Here is a 24,998-nt window from a genome sequence, read left to right as displayed (position 1 = left end):
GTTCTTGCCCAGGCACAGCGCGAGCTTGTGCTTGCTCGTGCCGAAATCGGCGGAGGCCAGCAGCTCGCGCAGGTACACGGTCTCGCGGGTCTCGTTGGGGAGCTCGATGCCGATGACGTTGCGGCCGGGCACCACCGCCACGCGGGCGGAGACGGCGGACATGGACCGCGCGATGTCGTCCGAGAGGCCGATGACGCGGCTGGACTTGGTGCCCGGCGCGGGCTCGAGCTCGTAGAGGGTCACCACGGGGCCCGGCCGCACGGCGAGGATGTCGCCGCGCACGCCGAAATCCTGGACCGTCTGCTGCAGGTTGAGGGCGTTCTGCTCGAGGACGTCGGAATCGACCTCCTCCGCCCCGCTCTCGGCGGGCTCCGCCAGGAGTTCGAGCGAGGGATGCTCGTAATCGGCGTTCTCGAAGGCCGCCATCGGCACGTGCCGGCCGGCCGGGATCAGGGTGGCGCGGGGCTCCGGCATGACGACGCGCTGGACCGGCGCGGTCACGACGACGGGCGACGGCACGGGAGCCTCAGGCTCATCGGGCTCCACCTCGACTATTTCATCGAGCGCGATCGCATCGACCTCGTCCGCCTCCTCCGGCATCGGAAGGACGGCCTTGGGCGTGCGCAGCAGGACGGGCCGGGGCGGGATCGCGACCGGTGCCGGGGCGGGCGCAGGAGGCGCGACGGGCGCAGGGACCGGAGCGGAGACCGGCGGCGCGACGAAGGCCACGATGGCGGGCTCCGCCGGCAGCGCGACGGAGGGAGCCTGGGGCCGCGCTCGGCCTTGCCGGATCGCGGCCCTGGCCGCCATGGCGCCGAGCGTCGGCGGCAGGCCCGCGAAGCCCGGGGCCGGGGGACGATGCGTCAGCGCCGCGTTGTCCTGACCGTCGGCAGGGGAGGGGACCCGCGCCGGCTCGAAGCGCATCAGGCGATCGAGGACGTAGATGGGCGCGGGCGGCACGGCGGCGAGGTGCGGCACGGCCGCGGGGACCGGACTCGCCACGATCGACGCGATCGGCGTCGCAGGCATTGGAGCCGTCACCAGGGGAGCGGCCGCCTGCGCGGTCGGCGCCCTCGACTCGTCCTGGATCGCGGACCAGGCCTCGAGGGCGGGCCAGTCCCGCCCGTCGAACCAGGAGCGCAGGTCCGACCAATCCGGCACCTGCGCCCAGTCGGGTGCATCGGCAGGCGCGTGCGGCGCGGGCGCGGCGGGGCGCGGCGCGGCTGCGGGGGCCGGACGGCGGTCGGGGCTGCGAAAGAAGCGCACGTCCGGCGGCATCACGAAGGGCTGGTGGCGGGACGAGGACGGGGCGGCCGCCTCGGCGCACGACGCCTCCTGCCGCATGGCCTCCTGACGCAGGACCTCTTGGCGCAGAGACTCTTGGCGAAGCGCCTCCGTCTCCTCGGCTGCGAGCCTCTGCAGCTCGCGCAAGGCCTCGGCCTCGGCTTGCGCGAGGCGCTCGGCATCCAGCGCGCGCTGGCGGCGCTCGTGCAGGACCGGGTCCGGCGTCCGGGTGTAGCGCACGGACGGCGCAGCCGGATCCGCGACGGGGCGGGTCTGCCCAGGCTCCGGCGCGATCGCGGCCGGGCGGCGGGGCTGGCGGATCAGCACGCCGGGGCTCGAAGCCTTCAGGTCGATGCGGCTCTCGCCGAGCGCGCCGGGGAGACGATCGAGGCTCGCCCTGTCGTCGAAGACGTGATCCGGCCAACCCTGGACTGCTGATGTCTGGACCGGATGGGCCGGGCCTGGGCGCCGCGGCATCGCGGTCCCGCCGCCCTCGCGCAGGATGGTGTGCGGGTCGGTGAGCCAGGTCTGGCGCGGGGCCATCTGGCCCGCCCGCGGCGGCGGCCCGGCCAGCCGACGCGTCAGGCTGGTCCGCAGGGACATCAGCCGATGCGCGAGGGCACCGAGCGAGAGCCCGAGGCGGTCGCCGCCCCGGCTCGGTCTGGAAGGATCGCGATGAGAATAGGGAGGCCGTCCCGATGCGCGCATGATTGCCGGATGAACTCGAAACAAGGCCGCCGCCCGGGGTGGCGGGGTCCGTCACCAGTTAGGCCCATCGTCGTTAACAGACGCTTGAATCGCGCGCCCTTGGAGGTAACCAACCCGGGCCCTAGAATTCCAGGCAGGACGCGCCGCCGCCCGCCGATGGGACGGCCCAACGCTCCCCGAGGAGGCCCGCCGCTTGGCCCGACCCGTCGACCGCTCGAACTTCCGCTCGCTCTACAGCCACGGCTTTGCCCGGGTGGCGGCCTGCACCGGGCGCAGCCAGCCCGCCGACCCGGCGGCGAATGCCGACGAGGTCATCGCCCTGGCCGCCCGCTGCGACGCCGCGGGCGCGGTGCTGGCGGTGTATCCGGAGCTCTGTGTCTCCGCCTACGCCATCGAGGACCTGCTGCTGCAGGCGACGGTGATCGAGGCCGTCGAGGCGGCCGTCGAGAAGATCGTCGCGGCCTCGGCCGGGCTGCGGCCCCTCCTCGTCGTCGGGGCCCCGCTCCATTTCGGCAACCGGCTCTACAATTGCGCGCTGGCCATCCACCGGGGCGCCCTGCTCGGCGTGGTGCCCAAGAGCTACCTGCCGAACTACCGGGAGTTCTACGAGAAGCGCCACTTCGCCTCGGGCCTCGGCCTCACGGGCGAGACGATCCGGGTCGGCGGACTCGAGGCGCCCTTCGGCACCGACCTCCTCTTCGCCGCCGCCGACCTCGAGGGCTTCGTCCTCGGGATCGAGATCTGCGAGGACCTCTGGGTGCCGGCTCCGCCCGGGGCGGATGCGGCGCTCGCCGGCGCCACGGTCATCGCCAACCTCTCAGGCAGCCCGATCACCGTGGGACGGGCGGATTCGCGCGAATTGCTCTCGCGGGCGGCCTCCGCCCGCTGCCTCTGCGCCTATGTCTATGCCGCCGCGGGCCTCGGCGAATCCACCACCGACCTCTCCTGGGACGGCCAGACCAGCATCGACGAGACCGGCGTCAGGCTGGCCGAAGGCCCGCGCTTCGCGCCCGAGCCCGTGGTGACGCTCGCCGATATCGACCTCGACCGGATCCGGCAGGACCGGCTTCAGACCGGCAGCTTCGACGACAATGCCCGGTCGCGGAGCAAGGCCTACCGGCGCGTCGCCTTCGCCGCGGGCGCGCCGGCCGACGATCTCGGCCTGATGCGGCGGGTCGAGCGCTTCCCCTTCGTGCCCGCCGACCGGGACCGACTCGCGCAGGATTGCTACGAATCCTACAACATCCAGGTCGCGGGGCTCGCCCGGCGGCTTGCCGGCGCCGGCGTGTCGAAGGTGGTGATCGGCGTCTCGGGCGGCCTCGATTCGACCCACGCGCTCATCGTCGCGGCCAAGGCGCTGGACAGCCTCGGCCTGCCGCGCAGGAACATCCTGGCCTACACGCTGCCGGGCTTCGCCACCTCGGGCACCACCAAGGCCAACGCGCACGCCTTGATGAAGGCGCTCGGCGTCAGCGCGGCCGAGATCGACATCCGTCCGGCGGCCCGCCAGATGCTCGCCGACATGGGCCATCCCTTCGGCCGGGGCGAGCCGGTCTACGACGTCACCTTCGAGAACGTGCAGGCGGGCCTGCGCACCGACTACCTGTTCCGCCTCGCCAACCAGAACGGCGCCATCGTGATCGGCACCGGCGACCTCTCGGAGCTGGCGCTCGGCTGGTGCACCTACGGCGTCGGCGACCAGATGAGCCATTACGGCGTCAATGCCGGTGTACCCAAGACGCTGATCCAGCACCTGATCCGCTGGGTGATCGGCTCGGGCCAGTTCGCGCCGGAGGTCGGGCGCATCCTGCAGGCGATCCTCGATACCGAGATCTCGCCCGAGCTGGTGCCCGTGGAGGAGGGCGGCGACCCGCAGAGCACGGAGGCCAAGATCGGCCCCTACGCGCTCCAAGACTTCAACCTGTTCTACACCCTGCGCTACGGGTTCAAGCCCTCGAAGATCGCCTTCATGGCGCTGCACGCCTGGGGCGACACCGATGCCGGCGAATGGCCGCCCGACTTTCCCGACGCCAAGCGGCGCGCCTACGGCCTGCCCGAGATCCGCTCCTGGCTCAGCGTGTTCCTCACGCGCTTCTTCGGCTTCAGCCAGTTCAAGCGCTCGGCCCTGCCGAACGGCCCGAAGGTCTCGGCGGGCGGCTCCCTGTCGCCGCGGGGCGATTGGCGCGCGCCCTCCGACGGGAGCGCCCGGGCCTGGCTCGACGAGCTCGACCGCAACGTGCCCGAAACCTGAGCGTCAAAGTCCCGTCCGATTGTGCCCTTAAGCCTCGTCCCAGGGCGGCCAAGCGGAGGTGGACCGATGCGAAGCTACAACCTGTTCTGTCTCAAGAGCGTGACCGGCCTCTGCTGCGCCGTGCCGGAGAGTTGCGCGGTGCCCGCCTTCGTCGATGGCGGCCGCTGGACCTATAACGGCAAGCTTGAGGACGCGCAGGCGGCCCCGATCGATTTCGACGGGCGCGCCGCGGAAACCGGCGTGCGCTTCAACGGCTTCTACCTGTTCCAGACCGTGGACCCTCGCTTCGCCTGACCGGGAAGGCGCGAGCCTCGCGCATCGCGTCGATCATTCCTTAAGGGCCCTCGTGCAATCTGTCCGAAATCCCAACGGAACGGAGCCGGAGACCGGCCTCATGTCGGACAATCGCAGGGAAACGCGCCAGAGGACGTTCCTCAAGGGCCGCATCGTCTTCAACAACGGCGCGTCGAGCATGGACTGCCTCGTGCGGGACATGTCCTCGTCCGGCGCGCGCCTCGACCTGACTCAGACGGCGGCCCTGCCGGAGGTGTTCGAGCTCTACATTCCCATGAAGGATCGTAGCTACCGCTCAAGCCTGCGCTGGCGGCGCAGCGACGGCATCGGCATCACCTTCGTGGAGGAGGGTGCGGCGATCTCGCCGGTCGCGACGTCGGCTCCCACGACGCCCGAGAACGAGACCGCCTCGATGCTCGCCCTGGTTCGGCGCATCACCGAGCTGGAGGTCGAGAACGCCGCCCTGCGCAAAGTCGTCGCGAACCTCTCGCAACCGGCCAGCGCCGCCTGATCAGGCGGCCGTCAACGCCGCGCGGATTCGCTCCGCATCGGCCTCGAGCCGCGCCCCGTCGGCCATGCCGCCCGCGTGACGCGTCAGCGCGACGCCCTCGTGCCGGGGGATCACGTGGACGTGCAGGTGGAACACGGTCTGCCCGCCGGCAGGCTCGTTGTATTGCAGGATCGTGACCCCGTCCGCGGCGAAGGCGTCCTTCACCGCGCGGGCGACGCGCTGCACCGTCGCCATGAGCGGCGCCAGGGCGGCGGGCTCCGCGTCGAGCAGGCCGCGCGACGGGCTCTTGGGGATCACCAGGGTATGGCCTTGCGCCTGCGGCATCACGTCGAGGAAGGCCAGCGTCTCGGCATCCTCGTAGACCTTCGCGGCCGGGATCTCGCCTCGCAGGATCTTGGCGAAGATGTTGTCGGGGTCGTAGGCGGGCGACATGGCGGCGGGCTCCGGCTCGGGGTCGAGGGTCAGCCAATCATGGCAGGGGGCCCCGCGTCCACCGTCTCAGAACCCGCGTTTGTCCCGGGGCGTTGAGCCGGCATCGGCAACGCCTTGATCCGGGACCGGTCCCGGGAGGCGCAGGCCCGACCAGGATCGCGAAACCCGCATGGCTCACGAGAGCAGCAGCGCCATCTACACGGCGGCCGGCGCCAATCTCGCCATCGCGGGCGCGAAATTCGTGGGCGCCTTCCTCACGGGCAGTTCGGCGATGCTGGCGGAGGGCGTGCATTCCCTCGTCGACACGGCCAACCAGATCCTGCTCCTCGTCGGGATGCGGCGCGCCAGGCGCCCGGCCGACGCGCGCCATCCCTTCGGCTACGGGCGCGAGATCTATTTCTACGCCTTCATCGTGGCGCTGTTCATCTTCCTCGGCGGCGGCGCCTTCGCGATCTACGAGGGCATCCACAAGATCGGGCATCCGGAGCCGACGACCGACGCGGTGATCGCCGGCCATGCCATTCCCGGGCTCTGGATCAACCTCGCCATCCTCGGCTTCGCGGTCACGGCCGAGGGCCTGTCCTGCTACGTCGCGATGAAGGCCTTCTGGGCCGAGAAGGGCGATCGCACGCCGCTGACCGCGATCCGGCGCAGCAAGGACCCGGCCCTGTTCACCGTCCTGGTGGAGGATGTCGCCGCTCTGCTCGGCCTCATCGTGGCGCTCGCCGGCGTGGTCCTGGCCCACCTCCTCGAGATGCCCGTCCTGGATGGCTGGTCCTCGATCGTGATCGGCCTGATCCTGATCGGCATGGCCGGCTTTCTCATGATCGAGACTCACGGGCTCCTGATCGGCGAGGCCGCCGACCCGGAGATCGTCGCGGCGATCCAGGCCGCGATACGCGCCGAACCCGGCGTGCACGCGGTCAACGCGGTGCTCACCCAGCATCTCGGCCCCGCCGACATCCTGGTCAATGTCAGCCTCGACATGGACGACGCGCTCTCGGCCGGCGAGATCGAACGCATGGTGGCCCGGATGGAGGCTCGGCTGACCGCGCGTGAGCCGCACGTGACGCGGGTGTTCATCGAGGTTCAGGCCGCCGCACCCTCGGCCTGAGGCGGTCGGCGGCACGATGCCGCGTCGGTCGCCCCGATAAACGTTACTTCAGGGTTGCACGGCAGAGCTTACCCAACCGCGCCGCAATCCGTCCCTAATCGACCGAATCATCGCCGGCATGCCGACGACCTGCGAGGACGCCGCACAAACGGCGTCGGCGCATCGCGTTCAAATCCGTCGTCATCCGCCCATTCACAGGCCGCCGGTCGATCGTCCGGGCCCTTACCGCCGCCTTCAGGATCCGAGACATGGCCATTACTCTGCAGCTCGCCATCGACACCGGAGCGAGCGGATCGGACCGCGTGACGAGCAACGCGGCGCTCGGCGGCACGGGGGCGACCCCGAACGGACAGGTGGCCATTCGCAACGGCGGAACCCTGCTCGGGTCGGCGGTGGCCAATGGCTCAGGCACCTTCAGCTTCGTTCCATCGAGCCTGGCCAACGGCTCCTACTCCCTCACCGCGACCGACAGCACGAACATGCCGGCGACCGTGACATTCAGGCTCGACACCACGGCTCCGACAATCCCGCTCGTGCGTCTGAGTGATGTGGGCAACGTCAACCTGCCGATCGATCCTGCGACCGGCGCCGACGTCATCAACGCTGCGGTTCGCGGCAGCCGCTTCGACCTCAACGTGGTGACGAGCGGGGTTGAGGGCGGGATCGGACTGACCGCCACGTTCGGCCTCGCCGGGACCGGGATCACTATTCCCCGCCCCGTCAACGTCTTCCCCAACAACCCCGTCGGGGACGGCATCGCCACGATCAGCGCCCGCGCGACCAACGCCTTCGGTGCCGCGTTCCAGTCGGTTCCGGACGGGCTCTACGCTCTCTCCATCAACGTCGCCGACCAGGCGGGCAATCCTGCCGCCCAAGCGACGCGGAACATCCTGATCGACACCACCGCCGATGCCGGCAACGATGCCGGCCTCGCCGTCGACGCGACGGCCGACGGCGTGGTCAACGCGAGAGAGGCCCGGAGCGTCGCCTTCACCGTTGCAGGACTCGACGCGGACGTGCTGACCGCCACGGCACGCTTCACCGGCAGTGGGGGCAGCCGGGACGTCGCGCTGACGGGCGGCAACGGCACCTACAGCATCGACCTGTCCGGCTTCGAGGGCAGCGTCGCGAGCAGCCTGCTCATCACCGACATCCACGCCAACACCGCGACCGTCGCGGGCATCGGAATTCAGATCGATCCCACCGCGGATGGCACCCCTGCGGCGACACTCGGCGTGTCGGGAACGGCCGACAGCGTGATCAATGCGGCGGAAGCCGGCAGCGTCGCCTTCACCGTGGCGGGCCTCGACGCCGACGCCTCGGCCTCCGCGACCTTCACCGATGGAACGCTGACGCGCTCGGCCGCCGTGGCTGCCAACGGCAGCTTCGCCGTCGACCTGTCCGGGTTCGACGGTCCCGTCACCAGCAGCCTCGGGATCACCGATGCGGCCGGCAACACGGCCGGTGTCAGGGGCAACGCCGTAGTGGCCGATACCCGTGCGCCGGCCGTGGTCTCGACCTCCTACGGCGCCAACGACGGCACCTTGCGGGCCGGCGAGACCGTGACCTTCGCGCTGGGCTTCAGCGAGGTAATCACGGTCGCAGGCTCGGGCGCGAGCCTCACCCTGAACGACGGCGGCACGGCCACCTACGTCTCCGGGTCGGGCTCAGCGACCCTGACCTTCGCCCATACCGTCCAGTCCGGGCAGAACAGCGGCGATCTCGCGGTGACCGGGCTCATCCTCGGCAATGCGGTCCTGCGCGACGGCGCGGGCAACGACGCGGTGCTGGCGGGCGCCGCCGCGAACCCGGCGGGCCTTCTCGCCGTGGACACGGTTGCGCCGACGGCGACCATCGCCCCCATGGGCCCGCTCACCACGGCGGCAAACGTCGTCGGGTTCGAGGTCGCGCTGTCTGAGGGCGTCACCGGTCTCGACGCCGGTGATTTCCGGCTTGCCACGGCCGGCGCAATCGCGGGCGCGCGCATTCTCGGCCTGACGCCGCTGGATGCGACGCATGCCCGGGTCGATGTGGCAATGGGTTCGGGTAACGGGAGCCTGAACCTAACCCTTGTCGCCAGTGGCTCCAGCATCGCGGATGCGGCAGGCAACCTGCTGGCGGTCGATGCGGCCGCGCCGAGCGTTGCGAAGATCGACAATGCGGACGGTCAGCCTCTGGTTGACGACCTGTTCTACCTCAGCCGCAACCCGGATGTGGCGGCCTCCGGTCGGGATGCCGATGCGCACTACGCCGAGTTCGGCTTCCGCGAGGGCCGCGATCCGAACGCCTTCTTCTCCACCACCGGCTACCTCGCCGCCAACCCGGACGTGCGCGCCGCCGGCCTCAACCCGCTCACCCACTACGAGGGGTTCGGCTTCCGCGAGGGCCGCGATCCGGGGGCGGCCTTCGACACGCAGGGCTACCTCGCCCGCAACGCCGACGTGCGCGCAGCCAACGTCAACCCGCTCGCCCACTACCTCGAGTTCGGCCAGGCCGAGGGCCGCGCCATCAACGCCGCGATCGGACGATCCAGCGAGATCGGGTCAGCCCGCGGCTTCGACGCCGAGTTCTACCTGCTCTCCAACCCCGACGTGGCGCGCGCCGCCATCACGGCGGGCGGCGACGGCTTCGCCTTCGCCCGCGACCACTTCACCAACTTCGGCGCGCGGGAAGGCCGGGACGCCAACGCGATCTTCGACACCGACGCCTACCTGGCCCGCTACACCGACGTCGCCGCGGCCGGCGTGAACCCGCTGACGCACTACACCCAGTTCGGCTTCCGCGAGGGTCGCGACCCCTCCGCCGGCTTCGACAGCTCGGCCTACCTCGCCGCCTACTCGGACGTGCGGGCGGCGGGCATCGATCCCATGACCCACTACCTGCAATTCGGCCTCTACGAGGGCCGCCTCACCTTCGGTGACGGAACCCTCGGGGCCGGAACCGTCGGCTGATGGTGCCCCGCCCTGCGAGCCCGGTCATAGCCGCGATCTCAGGGCGGGGCCTCGGCGAGCGCGGCCACGACGGCGTTCTCGATGTCGGCGGGCTTGGTCTGCGGCGGGTAGCGGCCGATCACCCGCCCGTCGCGGCCGACGAGGAACTTCGTGAAGTTCCACTTGATCGCGCCGGTGCCGAACAGGCCCGGCTTCTCGTGCTTGAGATGGGCGAAGACCGGATCGGCGCCCGCGCCGTTCACCTCGACCTTCGCGAGCAGGGGGAAGCTGACGTCGTAGGTCAGGCTGCAGAAGCGGGCGATCTCGGCCTCGTCCCCCGGCTCCTGGCCGCCGAACTGGTTGCAGGGAAACCCGATCACCACGAGGCCCGCCTCGCGGTGCCTGCGCCAGAGCGCCTCCAGCCCCTCGTATTGCGGCGTGAACCCGCATCGGGAGGCCGTATTGACGATGAGGAGAACCTTGCCGCGGTGCTGGGCCAGGGGGTAGGGCGCGCCGTCGGCGCTTCTCGGCGCGAGGTCGAGAAGGCTCATGACGCGCCTGTGCGCCGCTCGACGATGCGCGCGAGGAAGGCACTGCCGAGCGGGATGATGCGGTCGTCGAAGTCGAAGGCCGCGTTGTGCAGCCCGGGCCCGGGCGTGCCGCCGATCCAGGCATAGGCGCCGGGCACCCGCGCGACCATGTCGGCGAAATCCTCGCTGCCCATGCGGGGCGTCGCGTCGGCATCGACGTTCTCAGGCCCGAACAGCTCGGTCGCCACCTCCGCGGCCGCCGCGGCCTGGGCCGGGCTGTTGTTCAGGACCGAGAACACGTCGCGGATCTCGACGTCGATCTGCGCCCCGTAGGCGGCGGCGAGCCCCGCCGCGAGGGCCCGGATGCGCTCCCCGATCATGACCCGCACTTCCGCGTCGAAGGTGCGCACGGTCCCGGCGAGATGCGCGCTCTCCGGGATGACGTTGTAGGCCGCGCCGGCGTGGATCTGCGTGATCGAGACCACGGCCGCCTTCAGCGGGTCGGCGTTGCGCGAGACGATCGACTGCATGCCTTGAGCGAGCGCGCTCGCCACGAGGATCGGGTCGATGCCCCGGTTCGGCTGGGCGGCATGCGCACCGCGCCCGGTGATCCGGATGTCGAAGAAGTCGGCCGCGGCCATCGCCGGCCCGGGCCGGACGTGGAAGCGGCCGAAGGGCCCGTGCGGCGCGTTGTGGATGGCGTAGAGCTCGTCGCAGGGAAACCGCTCGAAGAGTCCGTCGGCGATCATGGCGCGGGCGCCCCCTAACCCTTCTTCCGCCGGCTGGAAGATGAACAGGGCGGTGCCGTCGAAGTCGCGGGTCTCGGCGAGGTAGCGCGCAGCGCCGACCAGCATCGTCGTGTGCCCGTCATGGCCGCAGGCATGCATCGTCCCCGGCACCGTCGAGCGATAGGGAAGGTTCGTCGCCTCCTCGATCGGCAGCGCATCCATGTCGGCGCGCAAGCCGACGCGGCGGCCATTGGCCGAACGTCCCTCCAGGACGCCGACGAGCCCGGTGCCGCCGAGGCCGCGATGGACCGTGACGCCGAAGCTCTCCAGGAGGCCGGCGACGATGCCGGAGGTCCGCACCTCCTCGAATCCGATCTCGGGATGGGCGTGCAGGTCGCGGCGAAGGGCCACGAGCTCGTCGGCATAGGCCGCGATGCGATCAACCGGGCTCACGTCGGCTCCTCCTCTTCCGTCCCGCCGCGCCGGAATGGCGCCAGCGTGCCCAGCTCCCCGGACGCCGCGATGACGTGCTGGCGCTCGCGGGCGAGATAATCGGCCACCGCGCGGCGCAATCCAAGATCCGCGATGTCATGGGCGGAATGCATCAGCACCGGCCGGTAGCCGCGCGCAAGCTTGTGCTCGCCCTGGGCGCCGGCCTCGACCCGCTTCAGCCCGCGTTGGATCGCGAAATCGATCGCCTGGTAATAGCAGACCTCGAAATGCAGGAACGGATGGTCCTCGGTGCAGCCCCAGTTGCGCCCGTAGAGGGCGACGTCGCCGATCAGGTTGATGGCGCCGGCGATGTAGCGCCCCTCGCGCTTGGCCATCACGAGAAGGATGCGGTCGGGCATCCGCTCGCCGATCAGCGAGAAGAACCGGCGGTTCAGGTAGGGGCGGCCCCATTTGCGGGCGCCGGTGTCGACGTAGAAGCCGTAGAAGGCGTCCCAGACGGCCTCGGTGAGGTCGGCGCCCGTGAGATGCTCGATGGTGATGCCGGCGCTCAGCGCGTCGCGACGCTCGCGGCGGATCGCCTTGCGCTTGCGCGAGGCCAGCGCGCCCAGGAAATCCTCGAAGCCGGCATAGCCGGCGTTCTCCCAGTGGAACTGCTGGTCGACGCGCTCGAGGAAGCCGAGGGCGCCGGCGCGCGTCGACTCCCGTTCCCGCATGAAGGTGACGTGGATGGAGGAGGCCTCGGTCTCGGCGCGCAGGGCCCGGAGGCCCCCGACGATGGCCGCGGTAGCGGCCTCCGCGTCCTGCCCGGGCGCGATCAGGAAACGCGGTCCCGTCACCGGCGTGAAGGGCACGCTGACCTGGAGCTTGGGGTAGTAGCTGCCGCCGGCCCGCTCGTAGGCGTCGGCCCAGCCGTGATCAAACACGTACTCGCCCTGGCTGTGCGATTTCAGGTAGCAGGGCGCCACGCCGACGAGCCGCCCCCCAGTCTCGACCGCGACATGCAGCGGCAGCCAGCCGGTGCGGCGCGAGACGCAGCCGGATTCCTCCAGCGCCGACAGGAAGGCGTGGGAGACGAAGGGGTTGTAGGTCTCGTCGCCGGCCGCGAGCGTTTCCGGCGAGGTGGCGCAGGCATCCCAATCCGCGGCCGCGATCCCGCCGAGACCCGCGACCGCGCGCACCTGCAATTCGCTCGCGGCCGAGGCCGCCGGGGCGGGTGTCTCCATGCGAGGCAATCTAGCCCCGCGGGGTGGGCGGGCAAGCGGGTCCTGGCCGAACGCGCCGTCGCAGCCCAATCGCGTGTCAGGCGTGCGAGCCGGAGGTGAAAGGTCCGCCCTCGTTTCCCGCGGTCACGGCCGGAACCCCTCGAAGACCATCTGGTCCGCGTGCTGATCCGCGACCGACCGCTGCGCCTCGTCCCGCACGGTCCAGGTCATCACCGGCATGCCCGCGAGCAGGCGGCAGAGATAGGTCGGCGCGTTCGGCAGGTCGCCGACGCGCCAGGACAGGAAGTCGGGCCGGGTCTCCTCGAGGTGGAGCAGGTTGGCGAGCGCGCGGCGCCGGGTGGCCGTCATGCCGGCGTAGACGGGATCGTCCTGCGTGGTCTCGGCGACGATGCCCCGCGGGATCGCCGGCGCCAGGTCCCGGAAGGCCGCCACGATGTCCGGATCGAACGACTTCACCGCCAGCGGACCGTCATAGGCGCGGGCGATCTCGGCGACGCGGCGAGCGAGACCGAGATCGCCGGCGTGGCGCGACTTGATCTCGACGATCAGGGGCGTGCGCCCCGCGATCGCGGCGAGAAAGGCGGGCAGGCTCGGGATGCGCTCGCCCGTGCCCGCGACCGGAAGCGCCTCGAGATCGGCGGCGCGACGCGCGGAGACCGGCTCCGTGGCCGCGGTCAGGCGGCCCAGCGCCTCGTCGTGGAACACCATCGCCTCGCCGTCGGCGCTCATCTGGACGTCGCACTCGATGCCGTAGCCGCCGTCGATCGCGGCCTGCGCCGCCGCGATCGTGTTCTCCGGCAGCCCGGCCGCGCGGTCGTGGAGCCCCCGGTGGGCGATCGGCCGGGCGGCAAGCCAGGCGGGAGCGTTGAGGCTCATCGGACCTCGAAGATCGCCTCGACCTCGACCGCGGCGTCGAGGGGCAGCTCGGCGACGCCGACGGTCGCGCGGGCGTGGCGGCCGCGATCACCCAGCACCGCGACCATGAGGTCGGAGGCGCCGTTCATGATGGGCGCAAGGCCGGCGAAGCTCGGGACGGCGTTGATGAAGCCGCCGAGTCGGACGCATTGCACGACGCCCCGGTCGAGGTCGCCCACGGCCGCCTCGACCTGGGCCAGCACGTTGAGCCCGCACAGGCGCGCCGCCGCGATTCCCGCCTCCGGCGAGACCTCGGCGCCGAGCTTGCCGATATGGGCGGGATCGAGCTTGCCGTCCGGGCCGAGGCAGAGCTGTCCGGAGACGACCACGAGGTTGCCCGAGCGCACGAAGGGCACGTAGTTCGCGACCGGCGCCGCTGCCTTCGGCAGCGTGAGCCCGAGGGCCGCCAGACGTTCCTTGACCGTGCTCATCCCGCGACCCCACCCGAATCCGTTGCGTCGGCGGTCTGAGAGCACAGGCGTCTGGCGCTAGGCAAGGCATCGAGGAACATAGCCGGCTTTCGGGAACGCTCCGGCTGCGGGAACTCGCCCCGTGATTGACAGAACCGGGTACTTCCCTAGTAATCGCGCCCGTGCCGCCCCTCCCGAGGCGGCATTGTCATTTGGAGCGGCCGCGCCTCGCGTGTCCGCGGGAGACGGAGACCGGACCCGTGACATCCGCGCTTCTGCCGACCTATGCCCGCGCGCCGCTCGCCTTCGAGCGCGGCGAAGGCGCCTGGCTCGTGGCGGAAAGCGGCGAGCGCTACCTCGATTTCGGCGCCGGCATCGCCGTCAACGCGCTCGGCCACGCCCATCCGCACCTCGTCGAGGCGCTGACGAGCCAGGCGCAAAAGCTCTGGCACACCTCGAACCTGTTCCAGATCCCGGAGGGCGAGCGGCTCGGGCAGCGGCTCGTCGACGCGAGCTTCGCCGACGTCGCCTTCTTCTGCAACTCGGGCGCCGAGGCGAACGAGGCGGCGATCAAGATCGCGCGCAAGTACCATGCGGCCGCCGGCCAGCCGGAGCGCTACCGCATCGTCACCTTCGAGGGCGCCTTCCACGGGCGGACCCTGGCGACGCTGGCTGCCGGGGGCCAGCAGAAGTACATCGAGGGCTTCGGGCCCAAGGTCGACGGATTCGACCAGGTGCCCTTCGGCGACCACGAGGCGCTGCTGGCCGCGATCGGGCCCGAGACCGCGGCCCTGATGATCGAGCCGATCCAGGGGGAGGGCGGCATCCGCTCGGTGCCGCCGCAATGCCTGCGGGGCCTGCGCGCGCTCTGCGACGAGCGCGGCCTCCTCCTCATCATGGACGAGGTCCAGACCGGGGTCGGGCGCACGGGCCAGCTCTTCGCCCACGAATGGGCCGGCATGGCTCCCGACATCCTGAGCGCGGCCAAGGGGATCGGCGGCGGCTTCCCGCTCGGCGTCTGCCTCGCGACCCGCGAGGCGGCCCGGGGCATGACCGCCGGCTCGCACGGCACCACCTTCGGCGGCAATCCGCTCGCCATGGCGGTGGGCAACGCCGTCCTCGACGTGGTGCTGGCCGAGGGCTTCCTCGATCACGTCCAGCGGATCGGGCTCGTCCTGAAGCAGCGCCTCGCCGGGTTGAAGGACCGCTATCCCGACATCTTCGAGGATGTCCGCGGGGCGGGCCTCCTGATCGGCCTCAAGCTGCGGGTCCCGAACACGGATTTCGTGGCCGCCGCACGGGCCGAGCACCTCCTCCTGATCCCCGCCGGCGACAACGTGGCCCGGCTCCTGCCTCCGCTCATCGTGACGGAGGCCGAGGTGGGCGCGGCCATCGAGCGCCTGGAGGCCGCCGCCTCACGATTCGCGTCGGGGATGCGCCGGGCGGCGGAGTGAGGCGCCAAGCGCGACGAGCGGGTTTGAGATAAAGAACGGACCGATGACTTCCACCCACAACGGGACCGCGAACGGGACCCGGCACTTCCTCGACCTCAAGGATTTCTCCAGCGCGCAGCTGCGCGGCATGCTCGACGCCAGCGCGGCGATGAAGCGCGGCCGCCGCAAGGGCGTGCCGGCCACGGAGCGCCCGCTCGCGGGAAAGTTCCTCGGCATGGTCTTCGACCGGCCCTCGACCCGCACCCGCGTCTCCTTCGACGTCGCCATGCGCGAGCTCGGCGGAGAGACCCTGATGCTGACGGGAAGCGAGATGCAGCTCGGCCGCGGCGAGACGGTGGGCGACACCGCCCGCGTGCTCTCGCGCTACGTCGATGCGATCATGATCCGCATCCTCGATCACGACCTCATGCTCGAACTCGCCGAGCATGCCGAGGTGCCCGTGATCAACGCGCTGACCAAGGTCTCGCACCCCTGCCAGATCATGGCCGACGTGCTCACCTTCGAGGAGCATCGCGGGTCGATCCGGGGCCGGACGGTTGCCTGGTCGGGCGATGCCAACAACGTGCTCGCCTCTTGGGCGCACGCGGCGGCGCGGTTCGACTTCACCCTCAACATCGCCGCGCCGCCCCAGCTCGCGGCGCCGCCCTCGCTCCTGGCCTGGGCCAAGGAAGAGGGCGCGCGGATCAATGTCACCACCGATCCCTACGAGGCGGTGGACGGGGCGGACGCCGTCGTCACCGATTGCTGGGTCTCCATGGGCGACGAGGACGAGGGGCACCGCCACAACCTGCTCTCGCCCTACCGGGTCGACGCCAAGCTGATGGCGGCGGCCAAGGGCGACGCGCTGTTCATGCACTGCCTGCCCGCCCATCGCGGCGAGGAGGTCACGGCCGAGGTCATGGACGGCCCGCAATCGGTGGTGTTCGACGAGGCCGAGAACCGCCTGCACGCGCAGAAGGGGATCTTGGCGTGGTGCCTGGGGGCTGAAGGGGCCTGAGAACCATCGCGAAGACGCGATCGGGTTCCCATATGGGCTGAAGCGACGTGGTGCCGTGTTCCTCTCGATAGCCCTCGCGTTTGCCGTTCCGGGGCGCTGCAGGCGAGCCTAGAACCCAGAACCATAGGTCGGGCAGAATAGGCCGGCGCCGGTGTTTCTGGGCTCCGGGCTCTGCGGAGTTTATCCTTGGACTGGCCAAAGGCGGGGTCCGGGGCAGCCCCGGAACGACAGAGCGGATTGGCAAGCACGACGGCCATCGGCGCCGCCCCTACCCACCTGCCCGCCAAGACCAGCGGAGAAGCCATGAGCTCCGGACAAGACATCCCATCCGCCGGCCCGACGATCGAGGGCGACGACGACGCCGTGCTGCCCTTCTCCGTGGAGGCCCTCGACGTGCGCGGCCGCGTCGTCCGGCTCGGGCCCAGCGTCGACACGATCCTGCGGCGGCACGGCTACCCGGACCCGGTCGCGCGGCTCGTCGGCGAGGCCGCGGCGCTCACGGTGCTGCTCGGCTCCTCGCTGAAATTCGAGGGCCGCTTCCAGCTCCAGACCAAGACCGACGGCCCGGTCGAGATGATCGTGGTCGATTTCGAGGCGCCCGACCGCCTGCGCGCCACCGCGCGCTTCGATGCGGGCCGGGTCAAGGCCTTGGGAGACGCCCCCTTGAGGGCACCCGACCTCATCGGGCAGGGCCACCTCGCCATGACGATCGACCAGGGCTCGGAGCGCAGCCGTTACCAGGGCGTGGTCGCGCTGGAGGGACAGAGCCTGGAGGAGGCGGCCCACCAGTACTTCCGGCAGTCGGAGCAGATCCCGACCCAGGTCCGCCTCGCCGTGGCCGAGCAATTCGCGGAGGGCGCCGCCGCCTACCGGGCGGGCGGCCTCCTGGTTCAGTTCCTGCCCCAATCCCTCGACCGCGCCCGCCTCGCCGACCTGCCGCCCGGGGACATCCCGGAAGGGCACGTCCACCTGGAGCCTGGCCGCGTCCCGGAGGACGATGCCTGGGTCGAGGCGCGCTCCCTCGTCGCGACGGTGGAGGACCACGAGCTCGTCGACCCGGCCGTGTCGAGCGAACGCCTGCTCTACCGCCTGTTCCACGAGCGCGGCGTGCGCGTGTTCGAGGCGCAACCCGTGCACGAGCAGTGCCGCTGCTCGCCGGAGCGGGTGATGGGCATGATCCGCTCCTTCTCCGAGGCCGAGCGCCGCGACATGGTCGCCGATGACGGGCGCATCGGCATCACCTGCGAGTTCTGCTCGCGCCGCTACGATCTCGATCCGGCCGAGGTGGAAGCGCAGATCGCGGCCGAAGCTGAGCAGTAAATCTGGTCGGCGCAGCCCCGACGAGCAAAGATTGCAGATGTCTTCGCCAGCGCGTCGGCCCCACCGGCAGCTTGCGCGCAACTTTCAGCCCGCACGGAGTAGTTGAAGCCGAGGTGGGATTTAAGCAAAAATCCTTTTGAAACCGTTTGCCAACCTTCGACGTTTCGAAGCCTGCAATCACATTGGAGGAACGTCGATGAAGAAGTACGCGATCGGCCTAGCCGCTTTGCTGATGACGACATCCGTCTATGCCCAGGGCGCGGGCGGTGCAGGCGCCGGAGCGTCCGGCGGTGCGGGCGGAAGCAGCGGCGGTCAAATGGGAACGAGCCGGGGCGGCGACGCCGCCGGCGGGCAGATGGGCGCAAGCCGGGGTGGCGGTGGCGAGCAGGCCGGCCAGCGCTCGGGCGGACGCGGCGAGGGCGCGGCCCAGGGCCAGACCGCCGGCCGCGAGAGCGCAGACCGCGGCGCGCGCCAGGGTGGCGAGGATCGCGCCGAGCGGCGCGGCGGCCGTGAGGACGCGGGCGCCGAGCGCGAGGGCAACCGGGCCGAGCGCAGCAGCCGGAGCGAGTCGCGCGACGTGTCCAGCCGCGAGACCCGCGGACGCGTCAGCGAGAGCCGCACCGATGTCCGCTCGGAGCGCTTCGAGGGCGGCAGGTCCGGCCGTACCGTGACGATCCGCGGCCAGCGCGTCGTCTACGGCTCGCCCGAGTATCGTCGCCTCGTCGTGGTCGAGCGCCGCGGCGGCGGCGAGCGCTACGCCGAGGGCGGGCGCAAGCGCTACGTCACCATCCGCGGCAAGCGGGTGATCTACGGCTCCCCCGAGTACCGTCGTCTCGTCACCGTCCGCGAGGGCGGCCAGCGCTACGTGACGATCCGCGGCCAGCGCGTGATCTACGGCTCGCCCGAGTATCGTCGCCTGTCGGTGACGACGACCGAGCGTCGCGGCGGCACCGTCAACGCCGGCTTCAGCGAGCGGCGCGAGCGCACCGAGCGCGGCAGCGTCAACGCGCGGTCCGAGGAGCGCAGCGTCAGTCGCGAGGAGGGGCGCAACGAGCGCGGCTTCCGCGGCGAGGGCAGCCGCAACGAGGCCAACCGCAACGAGCGTGGCACCGAGTCCTCGGGCATCCGCAACGCCGCCGACCGCGGCGGTGATCGCGGTGGCGCCGAGCGCGGCAGCCAGGGTGGCGAGCGCGGCGGCATGGGCGAGGGCACCCGCAACGTCGGCACGAACTCCGGCCGGTCCGGCGGCGGTGAGCGCGGCGGCATGAGCGGCGGCGCCTCCGGCGGTGCGGCGGCAGGCGGCGGCCGCAACTGAGCGGGCTTGCTCGCAGACGAGGAAGGGGCGGCCGCTCGGCCGCCCCTTTCGTCGTTTCGGACGGAATTCAGGTCTTCAGCACAGGCTCGGCGATGTCGCCGCCGCCGCGGCGGGCCAGGTATGCCGGCTGGAACAGGCACATGCGGACCGCGTCGCGGTAGCGGCCGTTCACGAAGAACTCGTCCTTGAGGATGCCCTCGGGCTCGAAGCCGCAGCGCTCGTAGATGCGCACGGCCCGGGCGTTGTCCCGGTCGACATGCAGGTAGAGCTTGTGGATGTTGAGCACGCTGAAGGCATAGTCCATGGCGATCCGGGTCGCCCGCGGGGCGTAGCCCTGGCCCTGGAAGGCGGGGTGGATCGCGATCTGGAACTCGCAGCGCCGGTGCAGGTGGTTGATCTCCACGAGCTCGACGAGGCCGGCCGGCGCGCCCTCCGCATTGGCGATGATGAAGCGCCGCTCCGTCTGGTTGTGGATGTTGCGCTCGTAGAGCTGCGCGAGTTCGGCGAAGGACTCGTAGGCCTCCTCGAACCAGTAGCGCATGATGCTGTCGTTGTTGTTGAGCTGATGGACGAAGAGCAGGTCCTCGCGCTCCAGCGGCCGCAGCTTGACCGGGCCGTCGGCAGCGATGGTTCGGGCGGGAGGGACGCTCCTGGCTCCGGTCATGGCCGGGCGCACTCCGCGATGAGGCGGCGCAGGAAGGCCCCGCCGGCCGACAGTGCCTCCAGGGTGATGAACTCGTCGGGCTGGTGCGCCTGGTCGATGGAGCCCGGACCGCAGACCACGGTCGGGATGCCGGCGACCTGGAAGCGCCCGGCCTCGGTGGCGTAGGGCACGGAGATCGTGCGGTTGCGACCGGCGACCCTGAGCGCCAGGCGCTCGGCCTCCGAGCCAGGCTCGGGCGCGAGGCCGGGCACCGAGACCTCCTCGATCGTCTCGATGCGGCCGTAGGGCCCGTAGCGGTTGAGTCGCTCGCGGGTGACCCGCTCCGTCGCCGCCGCGAACAGGGCCGGGATCTCGGCGCTGTCGAGATCGGGCAGGCCCCGGAACTCCCAATGAAAGGTGCAGAGCTTCGGGACGATGTTGCGGGCCGTGCCGCCCTGGATCGTACCGACATGCACCGTCGTCGAGGGGGGATCGAAGCGGCCCGAGGCGTCGCCCCGGGCGATCATCGCGTCGGCGATGCGGTTGAGCTCGGCTACGAGCTCGGCCGCGGCCATCACGGCATTGGCCCCTAACCCGGGCTTCGCCGAATGCGCCTCGTGGCCGTGCACGGTGGTGTGATAGGTGACGATGCTCTTGTGGGCGTCGGCGACCTCGAGCTCCGTCGGCTCGCCGACGATGACCGCGCCGGGCCTCGGCAGGTCCCGCCCGAAGCGGGCGATGGTGTCGGCGACGCCCAGGCACGTGGTCTCCTCGTCGTAGGAGAGGAGGATGTGCAGCGGGCGCCTCAAGTCCGCCGCCAGCATCTCCGGCACGGCGGCGAGCACCAGGGCGCAGAACCCCTTCATGTCGACGGCGCCGCGCCCGTAGGCGCGTCCATCGGCGACGCGAAGCGTGAAGGGGTCCGAGGTCCAGGCCTGGTCGGTCACGGGCACCACGTCGGTGTGGCCGGACAGCACGATGCCGCCGTCGATGGCCGGACCGATCGTCGCGAAGAGCGCCGCCTTGTCGCCCGCCTCGTTGGGGATGCGGATCGAGGGCACGCCGAGGCCTTCGAGATAGCCGGCGACGAAGTCGATCAGGTCGAGGTTCGGCTTCTCGCTCTGGGTGTCGAAGGCGACGAGCCGGGCCAGCAGGTCGAGCGCCGCCGCAGGCCCGTCATGTCCCGGCACGGCCTAGTGGAGGCTCCGCCGGACGTGGGGCGAATCGAGCGAGAAGGCCGGGATCTCGGCCTCGAAGCTCTCGCCCGCGTTGGTCGCCATGGTGTAGCTGCCGGCCATCAGGCCGTCGGGCGTCGTGAGCGGGCAGCCGCTGGTGTAGCTGAACGACTCGCCGGGCTCGAGCACGGGCTGCTTGCCGACGACGCCCGCGCCGCGAACCTCCTGGCAGGCGCCGCGCCCGTCGATGATCCGCCAGTGGCGCGAGCGGAGCTGGACCTGCTCGGAGCCGTTGTTCACGATCTCGACCGTGTAGGCGAAGAAGTAGCGGCTCTCGCTGGGCGAGGATTCCTCCTCGACGAAGCGGGGCTGGACGGTCACGCTGATGCCGCGCGTCTGAGCCTTGTACATCGTCGCGTCAAAGCCTCCCTAGCCGGCGCCGTCCGCTCTGCGCGCCATGCGACGCTTCGCGCGACAGGAGCGAAGCGCCGTGGTACTGGCGCGCGAAAACCGCGTCAATCGTGGCAAAGCCCTTAGGGGCGGGACGCGAGAGGAGACTGGAATCGCATGGTCGACCGGACCTTGCCACGGCCGGGCGTCCCCCGCATCGTCCGCGATGCCCTGCCGGCCGGGACGCTGCGGCTGGCCGCAATTCTGGCGCTCGGCCTCGTCGCAGGCGCCTTCGCCTGGCGCGACCCCTCGCTGAACGGTTGGGCGGCCGTGGCGCTCGGCCTCGTGCTGGTTCTGGAAGCCCTGAGCCTCATGGCAGTCCGCGCCGTCGCCCGCCGCGGACTGCCTCTGCGCATCGCGGGTCTGCGATCCCTCGTTCTCGGGCTCGGACCGGGCGGAGGGATCGGCGCGGCCCTCTTCGCGGTCGCCCTCCTTGCCTGGCCGGACGGCTTCCCGATCCTGGCGACGCTGCTCTCCGGCCTCGTCGGCATGGGCGCGGTCGCTCGCCTGGCGCTCGCACGCATAGTGCTGCGGGCGGAGGAGCAGGCGGAGGCCGACGAGACCTGACGCTTAACGGCACCTTAGCCGCTCCCGGGGGAGGGTGCTCCGCGGCGGCCTGGACGAGATGAGGATGTGGCCTTGGACGTAAGCACGAAGCCTGGACCGGACGGGCCCGAGGGCGCGTCGGCCGCCGACGGCATCCTCTCGGCCGAGGGCATCGCGGCCCTGACGCGGGCCGGAATCATTCGGCCGGCGAGCCCCTACGCGCCCGATCAGATCCAGCCGGCGAGCCTGGACCTGCGCCTCGGCGCGAGGGCCTACCGCGTCCGCACCAGCTTCCTGCCGGGCACCCGGTCCGTCGCCGATTGCATCGCGGCCTTCGGCCTGCACGAGATCGACCTCAGCGCTAGCGCGGTGCTGGAAACCGGCTGCGTCTACATCGCCGAACTCCAGGAGAGCCTGGCCCTGCCGGGGGGGCTCAGCGCGGGCGCCAACCCGAAGAGCTCGACGGGGCGCATCGACGTGTTCACCCGCGTCATCACCGATCGGGGCGGGGCCTTCGACCAGGTCGAGGCGGGCTACGAGGGCCCGCTCTACGCCGAGATCTCGCCCCGCACCTTTCCCGTCCGGGTCCGGACCGGCTCGCGGCTCTCGCAGATCCGCTTCCGCCGCGGCGAGGTACGCCTGCGCGAGGCGGAGCTCGCCGCGCTGCATGCCCGCTCGCCGCTCGTCGACGCGGCCTCGCCCTCGTTCCAGGGCGGCCTCGCCGTCTCGGTCGATCTCGCCGGCTTCGACGGGCTGATCGGCTACCGGGCCAAGCGGCACACCGGCCTCGTGGATGTCGACGCGCCGGGCGCCCACCGCACCGCCGATTTCTGGGAGCCCCTGGCCTCCGACGGTTCGGGCGCGCTGATCCTCGATCCCGGCCAGTTCTACATCCTGGCCTCGAAGGAGGCCGTGCAGGTCCCGCCCGACCACGCCGCCGAGATGGTGCCGTTCGATCCGCTGGTGGGCGAGTTCCGCGTGCATTACGCGGGCTTCTTCGATCCGGGCTTCGGCTTCGCGGCGGCCGGCGGCGCCGGCGCCAGGGCGGTGCTGGAAGTCCGCTCGCGCGACGTGCCGTTCCTGCTCGAGGACGGCCAGGTGGTCGGCCGCCTCGTCTACGAGCGCATGGCGCAGGTACCGGCCACCCTCTACGGCAGCGGCGCCGGCTCGAACTACCAGGCGCAGGGCCTGAAGCTCTCCAAGCACTTCGCCTGATCGCGCCTCATCAGTTCAGCTGCCCGACACGAGCCATGTCCCACGACCTTTGTCATTCCGGGGCGCCCCCGGATCTGGCCTTCGGCCAGTCCGAGGACAGGCTCCGGCGAGCCCGGAACCCAGAACCGCCGACGTGGCAAGCTAAGGCACTGTTGGCGGTTCTGGGTTCCGGGCTCTGCTTCGCAGCCCCGGAATGACAAAGGTGGCGGAATAAAAACACCTCAGGAAGGTCGTCGCGGCTTGGCAACTCTTGTCGCTCGCACAAGAGGGAGCACGACGAGCGCTTCCGCCAACGATGCCTCACCAGTCATTGCCGTCACTAGCACTCCGTGGGTGCTTACTGCCCCGCCGCAGCCCGGTCGATCAGCCAGGTGACCGCCCCGCGGCTCGTGACGCAGGCGGCCGGCAGGGGCGCGCCCTTCGACAGGCGCCGGAGCGGGTCCTGCTTGGCCTCGCCCGTGACGAGGAACAGCGCCCGGCGCGAGGAGGCGAGGGCAGGATAGGTCAGGGTGATGCGCGGCACGAAGGGCGCGAGCCCCGCCTCCGGCACCGGCGCCGCCCAGGCCGTCTGCTCGGCGAGCGCCGGCTTGCCCGGAAACAGCGAGGCGACGTGCCCGTCCTCACCGAGGCCGAGCAGCACGAGGTCGAAGAGCGGCCGTTCCGGATCAAGCTCGTCGGCTCCGTAGAAGGCGCGCAGTGCCTCCGCATAGGCCCTGGCCCCGGCCTCCGGCCCCAGGTCTGAGGGGATGAAGTGCAGGTGCGTCGCCGGAATCGGGGCGCCGTGGCCGAAGGCCTCGCGCACCATGCGCACGTTGCTCAAGGGATCGTCCCAGGGCACCACGCGGTCGTCGCCGAAGAACCAGTGGATGCGCGGCCAGGGCACCCGCTCCAGGTATTCGGGGCCGGCCAGCAGAGCGTAGAGGCGCTTGGGGCTGGAGCCGCCCGACAGGCAGATCGCGATCCGCTCGTTCGGCGCCTCCGCGCAGACAGCGATCAGGCATTCCGCGGCCCGGCGGGCGACCGCCTCGGCATCGGGCAGGATCTCGGAGCCTTCGGGCAGGGCAAACGTCACGAGCGACCTCCGTTTCGCTGAAGCTATTTCGGCTCCTGGTGGCCGCCGAAACCCTTGCGCATCGCCGAGAGGAGCTTGTCGGCGTAGGACGCGTCCTCACGGGAGCGGAAGCGGGCGTAGAGGGCGGCCGAGAGCACGTTCGCCGGCACCGATTCCTCGATCGCCGCGTTCAGGGTCCAGCGGCCCTCCCCGGAATCGGCGACGAAGCCGGAGAAACCCTCCAGGTTCTCGTCGCCCGCGAGCGCCGAGGCCGTGAGGTCGAGGAGCCAGGACGACACGACGCTGCCCCGCCGCCAGACCTCGGCGATGTCGCCGATATTGAGTTCGAAGCGGTGCGCCTCGGGCAGATCGGGCGAGGCCGCGTGCTTGAGGATGTCGAAGCCCTCGGCATAGGCCTGCATCAGGCCGTACTCGATGCCGTTATGGACCATCTTGACGAAGTGGCCGGCCCCGCTCGGGCCCGCATGGATGTAGCCCTGCTCGGCGCGCGGGTCGCGGCCCTCGCGGCCGGGAGTCCTGGGGATGGAGCCCTCGCCCGGCGCCAGGGTGCGGAAGATCGGGTCGAGCCGGTCGATGGCGACGGTCTCACCGCCGATCATCATGCAATAGCCCCGGTCGATCCCCCAGACGCCGCCGGAGGTGCCGACATCGACGTAGTGGATGCCCTTCGCGCGCAGCGCCGCGGCGCGGCGGATGTCGTCCTTGTAGAAGGAATTGCCGCCGTCGATGATCACGTCGTCGGACGTCATCAGGCCGCCGAGCTCGGCGACGGTCGCTTCCGTGATGGCCCCGGCCGGCAGCATCACCCAGGCGGTTCGCGGCGCATCGAGCTTTTCCACGAACTCCGCGAGGTCGGCCGCGCCGGTGGCGCCCTCCGCGACCAGGGCTTCGACGGCCGCCGGATCGCGGTCGTAGACCACGGCCGTGTGCCCGCCCCGCAGAAGCCGCCGGACGATGTTGCCGCCCATCCGGCCGAGCCCGATCATGCCGAGTTGCATTGAACCTCTCCGTGGCTCTTCCCCTCCCCC

At 71.1% G+C, this 24,998-nt stretch carries 23 protein-coding genes; 11 read left to right on the top strand and 12 right to left on the bottom strand.

Annotated elements, in window-relative coordinates; genetic code table 11:
- Window positions 1-1,887: DNA translocase FtsK (locus MFF55_RS07865; RefSeq protein ID WP_283206710.1), on the bottom strand; the 1,887-nt coding region annotated here is incomplete at its 3' end.
- A 298-nt stretch (window positions 1,888-2,185) separates the two neighbouring features.
- On the opposite strand from MFF55_RS07865, the gene MFF55_RS07860 reads away from it, so the two are divergent.
- From MFF55_RS07860 to MFF55_RS07850, 3 genes are all read left to right on the top strand, one after another.
- Complete coding sequence (locus MFF55_RS07860) at window positions 2,186-4,243, top strand: NAD(+) synthase (protein ID WP_238243532.1); 2,058 nt, start codon at window positions 2,186-2,188, stop codon at window positions 4,241-4,243.
- 66 nt (window positions 4,244-4,309) lie between these two features.
- Window positions 4,310-4,537 (top strand): hypothetical protein, encoded by a 228-nt coding sequence (locus tag MFF55_RS07855; RefSeq protein WP_238243531.1) that lies wholly within the window; start codon window positions 4,310-4,312, stop codon window positions 4,535-4,537.
- Window positions 4,538-4,637: 100 nt separating this feature from the next.
- Window positions 4,638-5,048 (top strand): PilZ domain-containing protein, encoded by a 411-nt coding sequence (locus tag MFF55_RS07850; protein ID WP_238243530.1) that lies wholly within the window; start codon window positions 4,638-4,640, stop codon window positions 5,046-5,048.
- Here MFF55_RS07850 and MFF55_RS07845 read toward each other — a convergent pair whose 3' ends face one another.
- On the bottom strand, window positions 5,049-5,480 hold the full coding sequence (locus MFF55_RS07845) for an HIT family protein (protein WP_238243529.1): 432 nt from the start codon (window positions 5,478-5,480) through the stop codon (window positions 5,049-5,051). It abuts the gene before it with no gap.
- A gap of 169 nt (window positions 5,481-5,649) precedes the next feature.
- On the opposite strand from MFF55_RS07845, the gene MFF55_RS07840 reads away from it, so the two are divergent.
- Together MFF55_RS07840 and MFF55_RS07835 are read left to right on the top strand one after the other, a co-directional pair.
- Window positions 5,650-6,594 carry a cation diffusion facilitator family transporter gene (locus MFF55_RS07840; RefSeq protein WP_238243528.1) on the top strand — a complete coding sequence of 315 codons (945 nt, stop codon included), beginning with the start codon at window positions 5,650-5,652 and terminating at the stop codon, window positions 6,592-6,594.
- A 248-nt stretch (window positions 6,595-6,842) separates the two neighbouring features.
- Window positions 6,843-9,545: a beta strand repeat-containing protein gene (locus MFF55_RS07835; RefSeq protein WP_238243527.1), complete on the top strand. Its 2,703-nt coding sequence runs from the start codon at window positions 6,843-6,845 to the stop codon at window positions 9,543-9,545.
- Window positions 9,546-9,583: 38 nt separating this feature from the next.
- Here MFF55_RS07835 and MFF55_RS07830 read toward each other — a convergent pair whose 3' ends face one another.
- The 5 genes from MFF55_RS07830 to MFF55_RS07810 all read right to left on the bottom strand — a co-directional run bounded on the left by MFF55_RS07830 (window position 9,584) and on the right by MFF55_RS07810 (window position 13,804).
- Window positions 9,584-10,075, bottom strand: coding sequence for a glutathione peroxidase (locus tag MFF55_RS07830; RefSeq protein WP_238243526.1), 492 nt, complete (start codon window positions 10,073-10,075; stop codon window positions 9,584-9,586).
- The gene (locus MFF55_RS07825) at window positions 10,072-11,235 is read right to left on the bottom strand and encodes a M20 aminoacylase family protein (protein ID WP_238243525.1); all 1,164 of its coding nucleotides are present in this window, start codon (window positions 11,233-11,235) and stop codon (window positions 10,072-10,074) included. The genes MFF55_RS07830 and MFF55_RS07825 overlap by 4 nt, the downstream gene beginning before the upstream one ends.
- Window positions 11,232-12,458 carry a GNAT family N-acetyltransferase gene (locus MFF55_RS07820; protein WP_238243524.1) on the bottom strand — a complete coding sequence of 409 codons (1,227 nt, stop codon included), beginning with the start codon at window positions 12,456-12,458 and terminating at the stop codon, window positions 11,232-11,234. Before MFF55_RS07820 ends, MFF55_RS07825 begins: the two co-directional genes overlap by 4 nt.
- A 123-nt stretch (window positions 12,459-12,581) precedes the next feature.
- On the bottom strand, window positions 12,582-13,334 hold the full coding sequence (locus tag MFF55_RS07815; protein WP_238243523.1) for a glycerophosphodiester phosphodiesterase: 753 nt from the start codon (window positions 13,332-13,334) through the stop codon (window positions 12,582-12,584).
- Window positions 13,331-13,804: a RidA family protein gene (locus tag MFF55_RS07810; RefSeq protein ID WP_238243522.1), complete on the bottom strand. Its 474-nt coding sequence runs from the start codon at window positions 13,802-13,804 to the stop codon at window positions 13,331-13,333. Before MFF55_RS07810 ends, MFF55_RS07815 begins: the two co-directional genes overlap by 4 nt.
- Before the next feature lie 239 nt (window positions 13,805-14,043).
- Between MFF55_RS07810 and MFF55_RS07805 the strand changes: the two genes are divergently transcribed.
- From MFF55_RS07805 to MFF55_RS07790, 4 genes are all read left to right on the top strand, one after another.
- Window positions 14,044-15,237 (top strand): aspartate aminotransferase family protein, encoded by a 1,194-nt coding sequence (locus MFF55_RS07805; protein WP_238243521.1) that lies wholly within the window; start codon window positions 14,044-14,046, stop codon window positions 15,235-15,237.
- 43 nt (window positions 15,238-15,280) lie between these two features.
- Window positions 15,281-16,234: an ornithine carbamoyltransferase gene (gene argF, locus MFF55_RS07800; protein ID WP_238243520.1), complete on the top strand. Its 954-nt coding sequence runs from the start codon at window positions 15,281-15,283 to the stop codon at window positions 16,232-16,234.
- 303 nt (window positions 16,235-16,537) lie between these two features.
- Window positions 16,538-17,554: an Hsp33 family molecular chaperone gene (locus MFF55_RS07795; protein ID WP_238243519.1), complete on the top strand. Its 1,017-nt coding sequence runs from the start codon at window positions 16,538-16,540 to the stop codon at window positions 17,552-17,554.
- A gap of 196 nt (window positions 17,555-17,750) precedes the next feature.
- Entirely contained in the window at window positions 17,751-18,869 is a 1,119-nt protein-coding gene (locus MFF55_RS07790) for a hypothetical protein (protein WP_238243518.1), read from the top strand.
- A 67-nt stretch (window positions 18,870-18,936) separates the two neighbouring features.
- Here the strand turns inward: MFF55_RS07790 and speG are convergent, their stop codons facing one another.
- From speG to apaG, 3 genes are read right to left on the bottom strand one after another with little or no spacing between them, the layout of a single operon-like run.
- Complete coding sequence (gene speG, locus MFF55_RS07785) at window positions 18,937-19,533, bottom strand: spermidine N1-acetyltransferase (RefSeq protein ID WP_238243517.1); 597 nt, start codon at window positions 19,531-19,533, stop codon at window positions 18,937-18,939.
- Entirely contained in the window at window positions 19,530-20,702 is a 1,173-nt protein-coding gene (gene argE, locus MFF55_RS07780; RefSeq protein WP_238243516.1) for an acetylornithine deacetylase, read from the bottom strand. Before argE ends, speG begins: the two co-directional genes overlap by 4 nt.
- A 3-nt stretch (window positions 20,703-20,705) precedes the next feature.
- Complete coding sequence (gene apaG / locus MFF55_RS07775; protein ID WP_238243515.1) at window positions 20,706-21,098, bottom strand: Co2+/Mg2+ efflux facilitator ApaG/CorD; 393 nt, start codon at window positions 21,096-21,098, stop codon at window positions 20,706-20,708.
- A 156-nt stretch (window positions 21,099-21,254) separates the two neighbouring features.
- Between apaG and MFF55_RS07770 the strand changes: the two genes are divergently transcribed.
- Together MFF55_RS07770 and MFF55_RS07765 are read left to right on the top strand one after the other, a co-directional pair.
- The gene (locus MFF55_RS07770; protein WP_238243514.1) at window positions 21,255-21,704 is read left to right on the top strand and encodes a hypothetical protein; all 450 of its coding nucleotides are present in this window, start codon (window positions 21,255-21,257) and stop codon (window positions 21,702-21,704) included.
- Between the two features lie 72 nt (window positions 21,705-21,776).
- On the top strand, window positions 21,777-22,898 hold the full coding sequence (locus MFF55_RS07765) for a 2'-deoxycytidine 5'-triphosphate deaminase (RefSeq protein ID WP_238243513.1): 1,122 nt from the start codon (window positions 21,777-21,779) through the stop codon (window positions 22,896-22,898).
- Between the two features lie 337 nt (window positions 22,899-23,235).
- Here the strand turns inward: MFF55_RS07765 and pgl are convergent, their stop codons facing one another.
- Window positions 23,236-23,970, bottom strand: a complete 735-nt coding sequence (pgl, locus tag MFF55_RS07760) for a 6-phosphogluconolactonase (protein ID WP_238243512.1) — start codon at window positions 23,968-23,970, stop codon at window positions 23,236-23,238.
- A 23-nt stretch (window positions 23,971-23,993) separates the two neighbouring features.
- Complete coding sequence (gene gnd / locus MFF55_RS07755) at window positions 23,994-24,968, bottom strand: phosphogluconate dehydrogenase (NAD(+)-dependent, decarboxylating) (RefSeq protein WP_238243511.1); 975 nt, start codon at window positions 24,966-24,968, stop codon at window positions 23,994-23,996.
- Between the last annotated feature and the right edge of the window lie 30 nt (window positions 24,969-24,998).

It is taken from the genome of Methylobacterium iners, from assembly GCF_022179305.1.
GTDB lineage: Bacteria > Pseudomonadota > Alphaproteobacteria > Rhizobiales > Beijerinckiaceae > Methylobacterium > Methylobacterium iners.
Note: the sequence above shows the minus strand (reverse complement) of the source record. Positions and strands in the feature narration are given on the sequence as shown.

Excerpts from the sequence above, each read along its gene's own strand:
- MFF55_RS07840 (WP_238243528.1), top strand. The coding sequence starts at position 5,650 with ATGGCTCACGAGAGCAGCAGCGCCATCTACACGGCGGCCGGCGCCAAT.
- MFF55_RS07790 (WP_238243518.1), top strand. The coding sequence starts at position 17,751 with ATGAAGAAGTACGCGATCGGCCTAGCCGCTTTGCTGATGACGACATCC.
- MFF55_RS07845 (WP_238243529.1), bottom strand. The coding sequence starts at position 5,480 with ATGTCGCCCGCCTACGACCCCGACAACATCTTCGCCAAGATCCTGCGA.
- argF (WP_238243520.1), top strand. The coding sequence starts at position 15,281 with ATGACTTCCACCCACAACGGGACCGCGAACGGGACCCGGCACTTCCTC.
- MFF55_RS07770 (WP_238243514.1), top strand. The coding sequence starts at position 21,255 with ATGGTCGACCGGACCTTGCCACGGCCGGGCGTCCCCCGCATCGTCCGC.
- MFF55_RS07830 (WP_238243526.1), bottom strand. The coding sequence starts at position 10,075 with ATGAGCCTTCTCGACCTCGCGCCGAGAAGCGCCGACGGCGCGCCCTAC.
- speG (WP_238243517.1), bottom strand. The coding sequence starts at position 19,533 with ATGACCGGAGCCAGGAGCGTCCCTCCCGCCCGAACCATCGCTGCCGAC.
- MFF55_RS07795 (WP_238243519.1), top strand. The coding sequence starts at position 16,538 with ATGAGCTCCGGACAAGACATCCCATCCGCCGGCCCGACGATCGAGGGC.
- MFF55_RS07815 (WP_238243523.1), bottom strand. The coding sequence starts at position 13,334 with ATGAGCCTCAACGCTCCCGCCTGGCTTGCCGCCCGGCCGATCGCCCAC.
- MFF55_RS07810 (WP_238243522.1), bottom strand. The coding sequence starts at position 13,804 with ATGAGCACGGTCAAGGAACGTCTGGCGGCCCTCGGGCTCACGCTGCCG.
- MFF55_RS07850 (WP_238243530.1), top strand. The coding sequence starts at position 4,638 with ATGTCGGACAATCGCAGGGAAACGCGCCAGAGGACGTTCCTCAAGGGC.
- gnd (WP_238243511.1), bottom strand. The coding sequence starts at position 24,968 with ATGCAACTCGGCATGATCGGGCTCGGCCGGATGGGCGGCAACATCGTC.
- MFF55_RS07820 (WP_238243524.1), bottom strand. The coding sequence starts at position 12,458 with ATGGAGACACCCGCCCCGGCGGCCTCGGCCGCGAGCGAATTGCAGGTG.
- MFF55_RS07835 (WP_238243527.1), top strand. The coding sequence starts at position 6,843 with ATGGCCATTACTCTGCAGCTCGCCATCGACACCGGAGCGAGCGGATCG.
- MFF55_RS07855 (WP_238243531.1), top strand. The coding sequence starts at position 4,310 with ATGCGAAGCTACAACCTGTTCTGTCTCAAGAGCGTGACCGGCCTCTGC.
- apaG (WP_238243515.1), bottom strand. The coding sequence starts at position 21,098 with ATGTACAAGGCTCAGACGCGCGGCATCAGCGTGACCGTCCAGCCCCGC.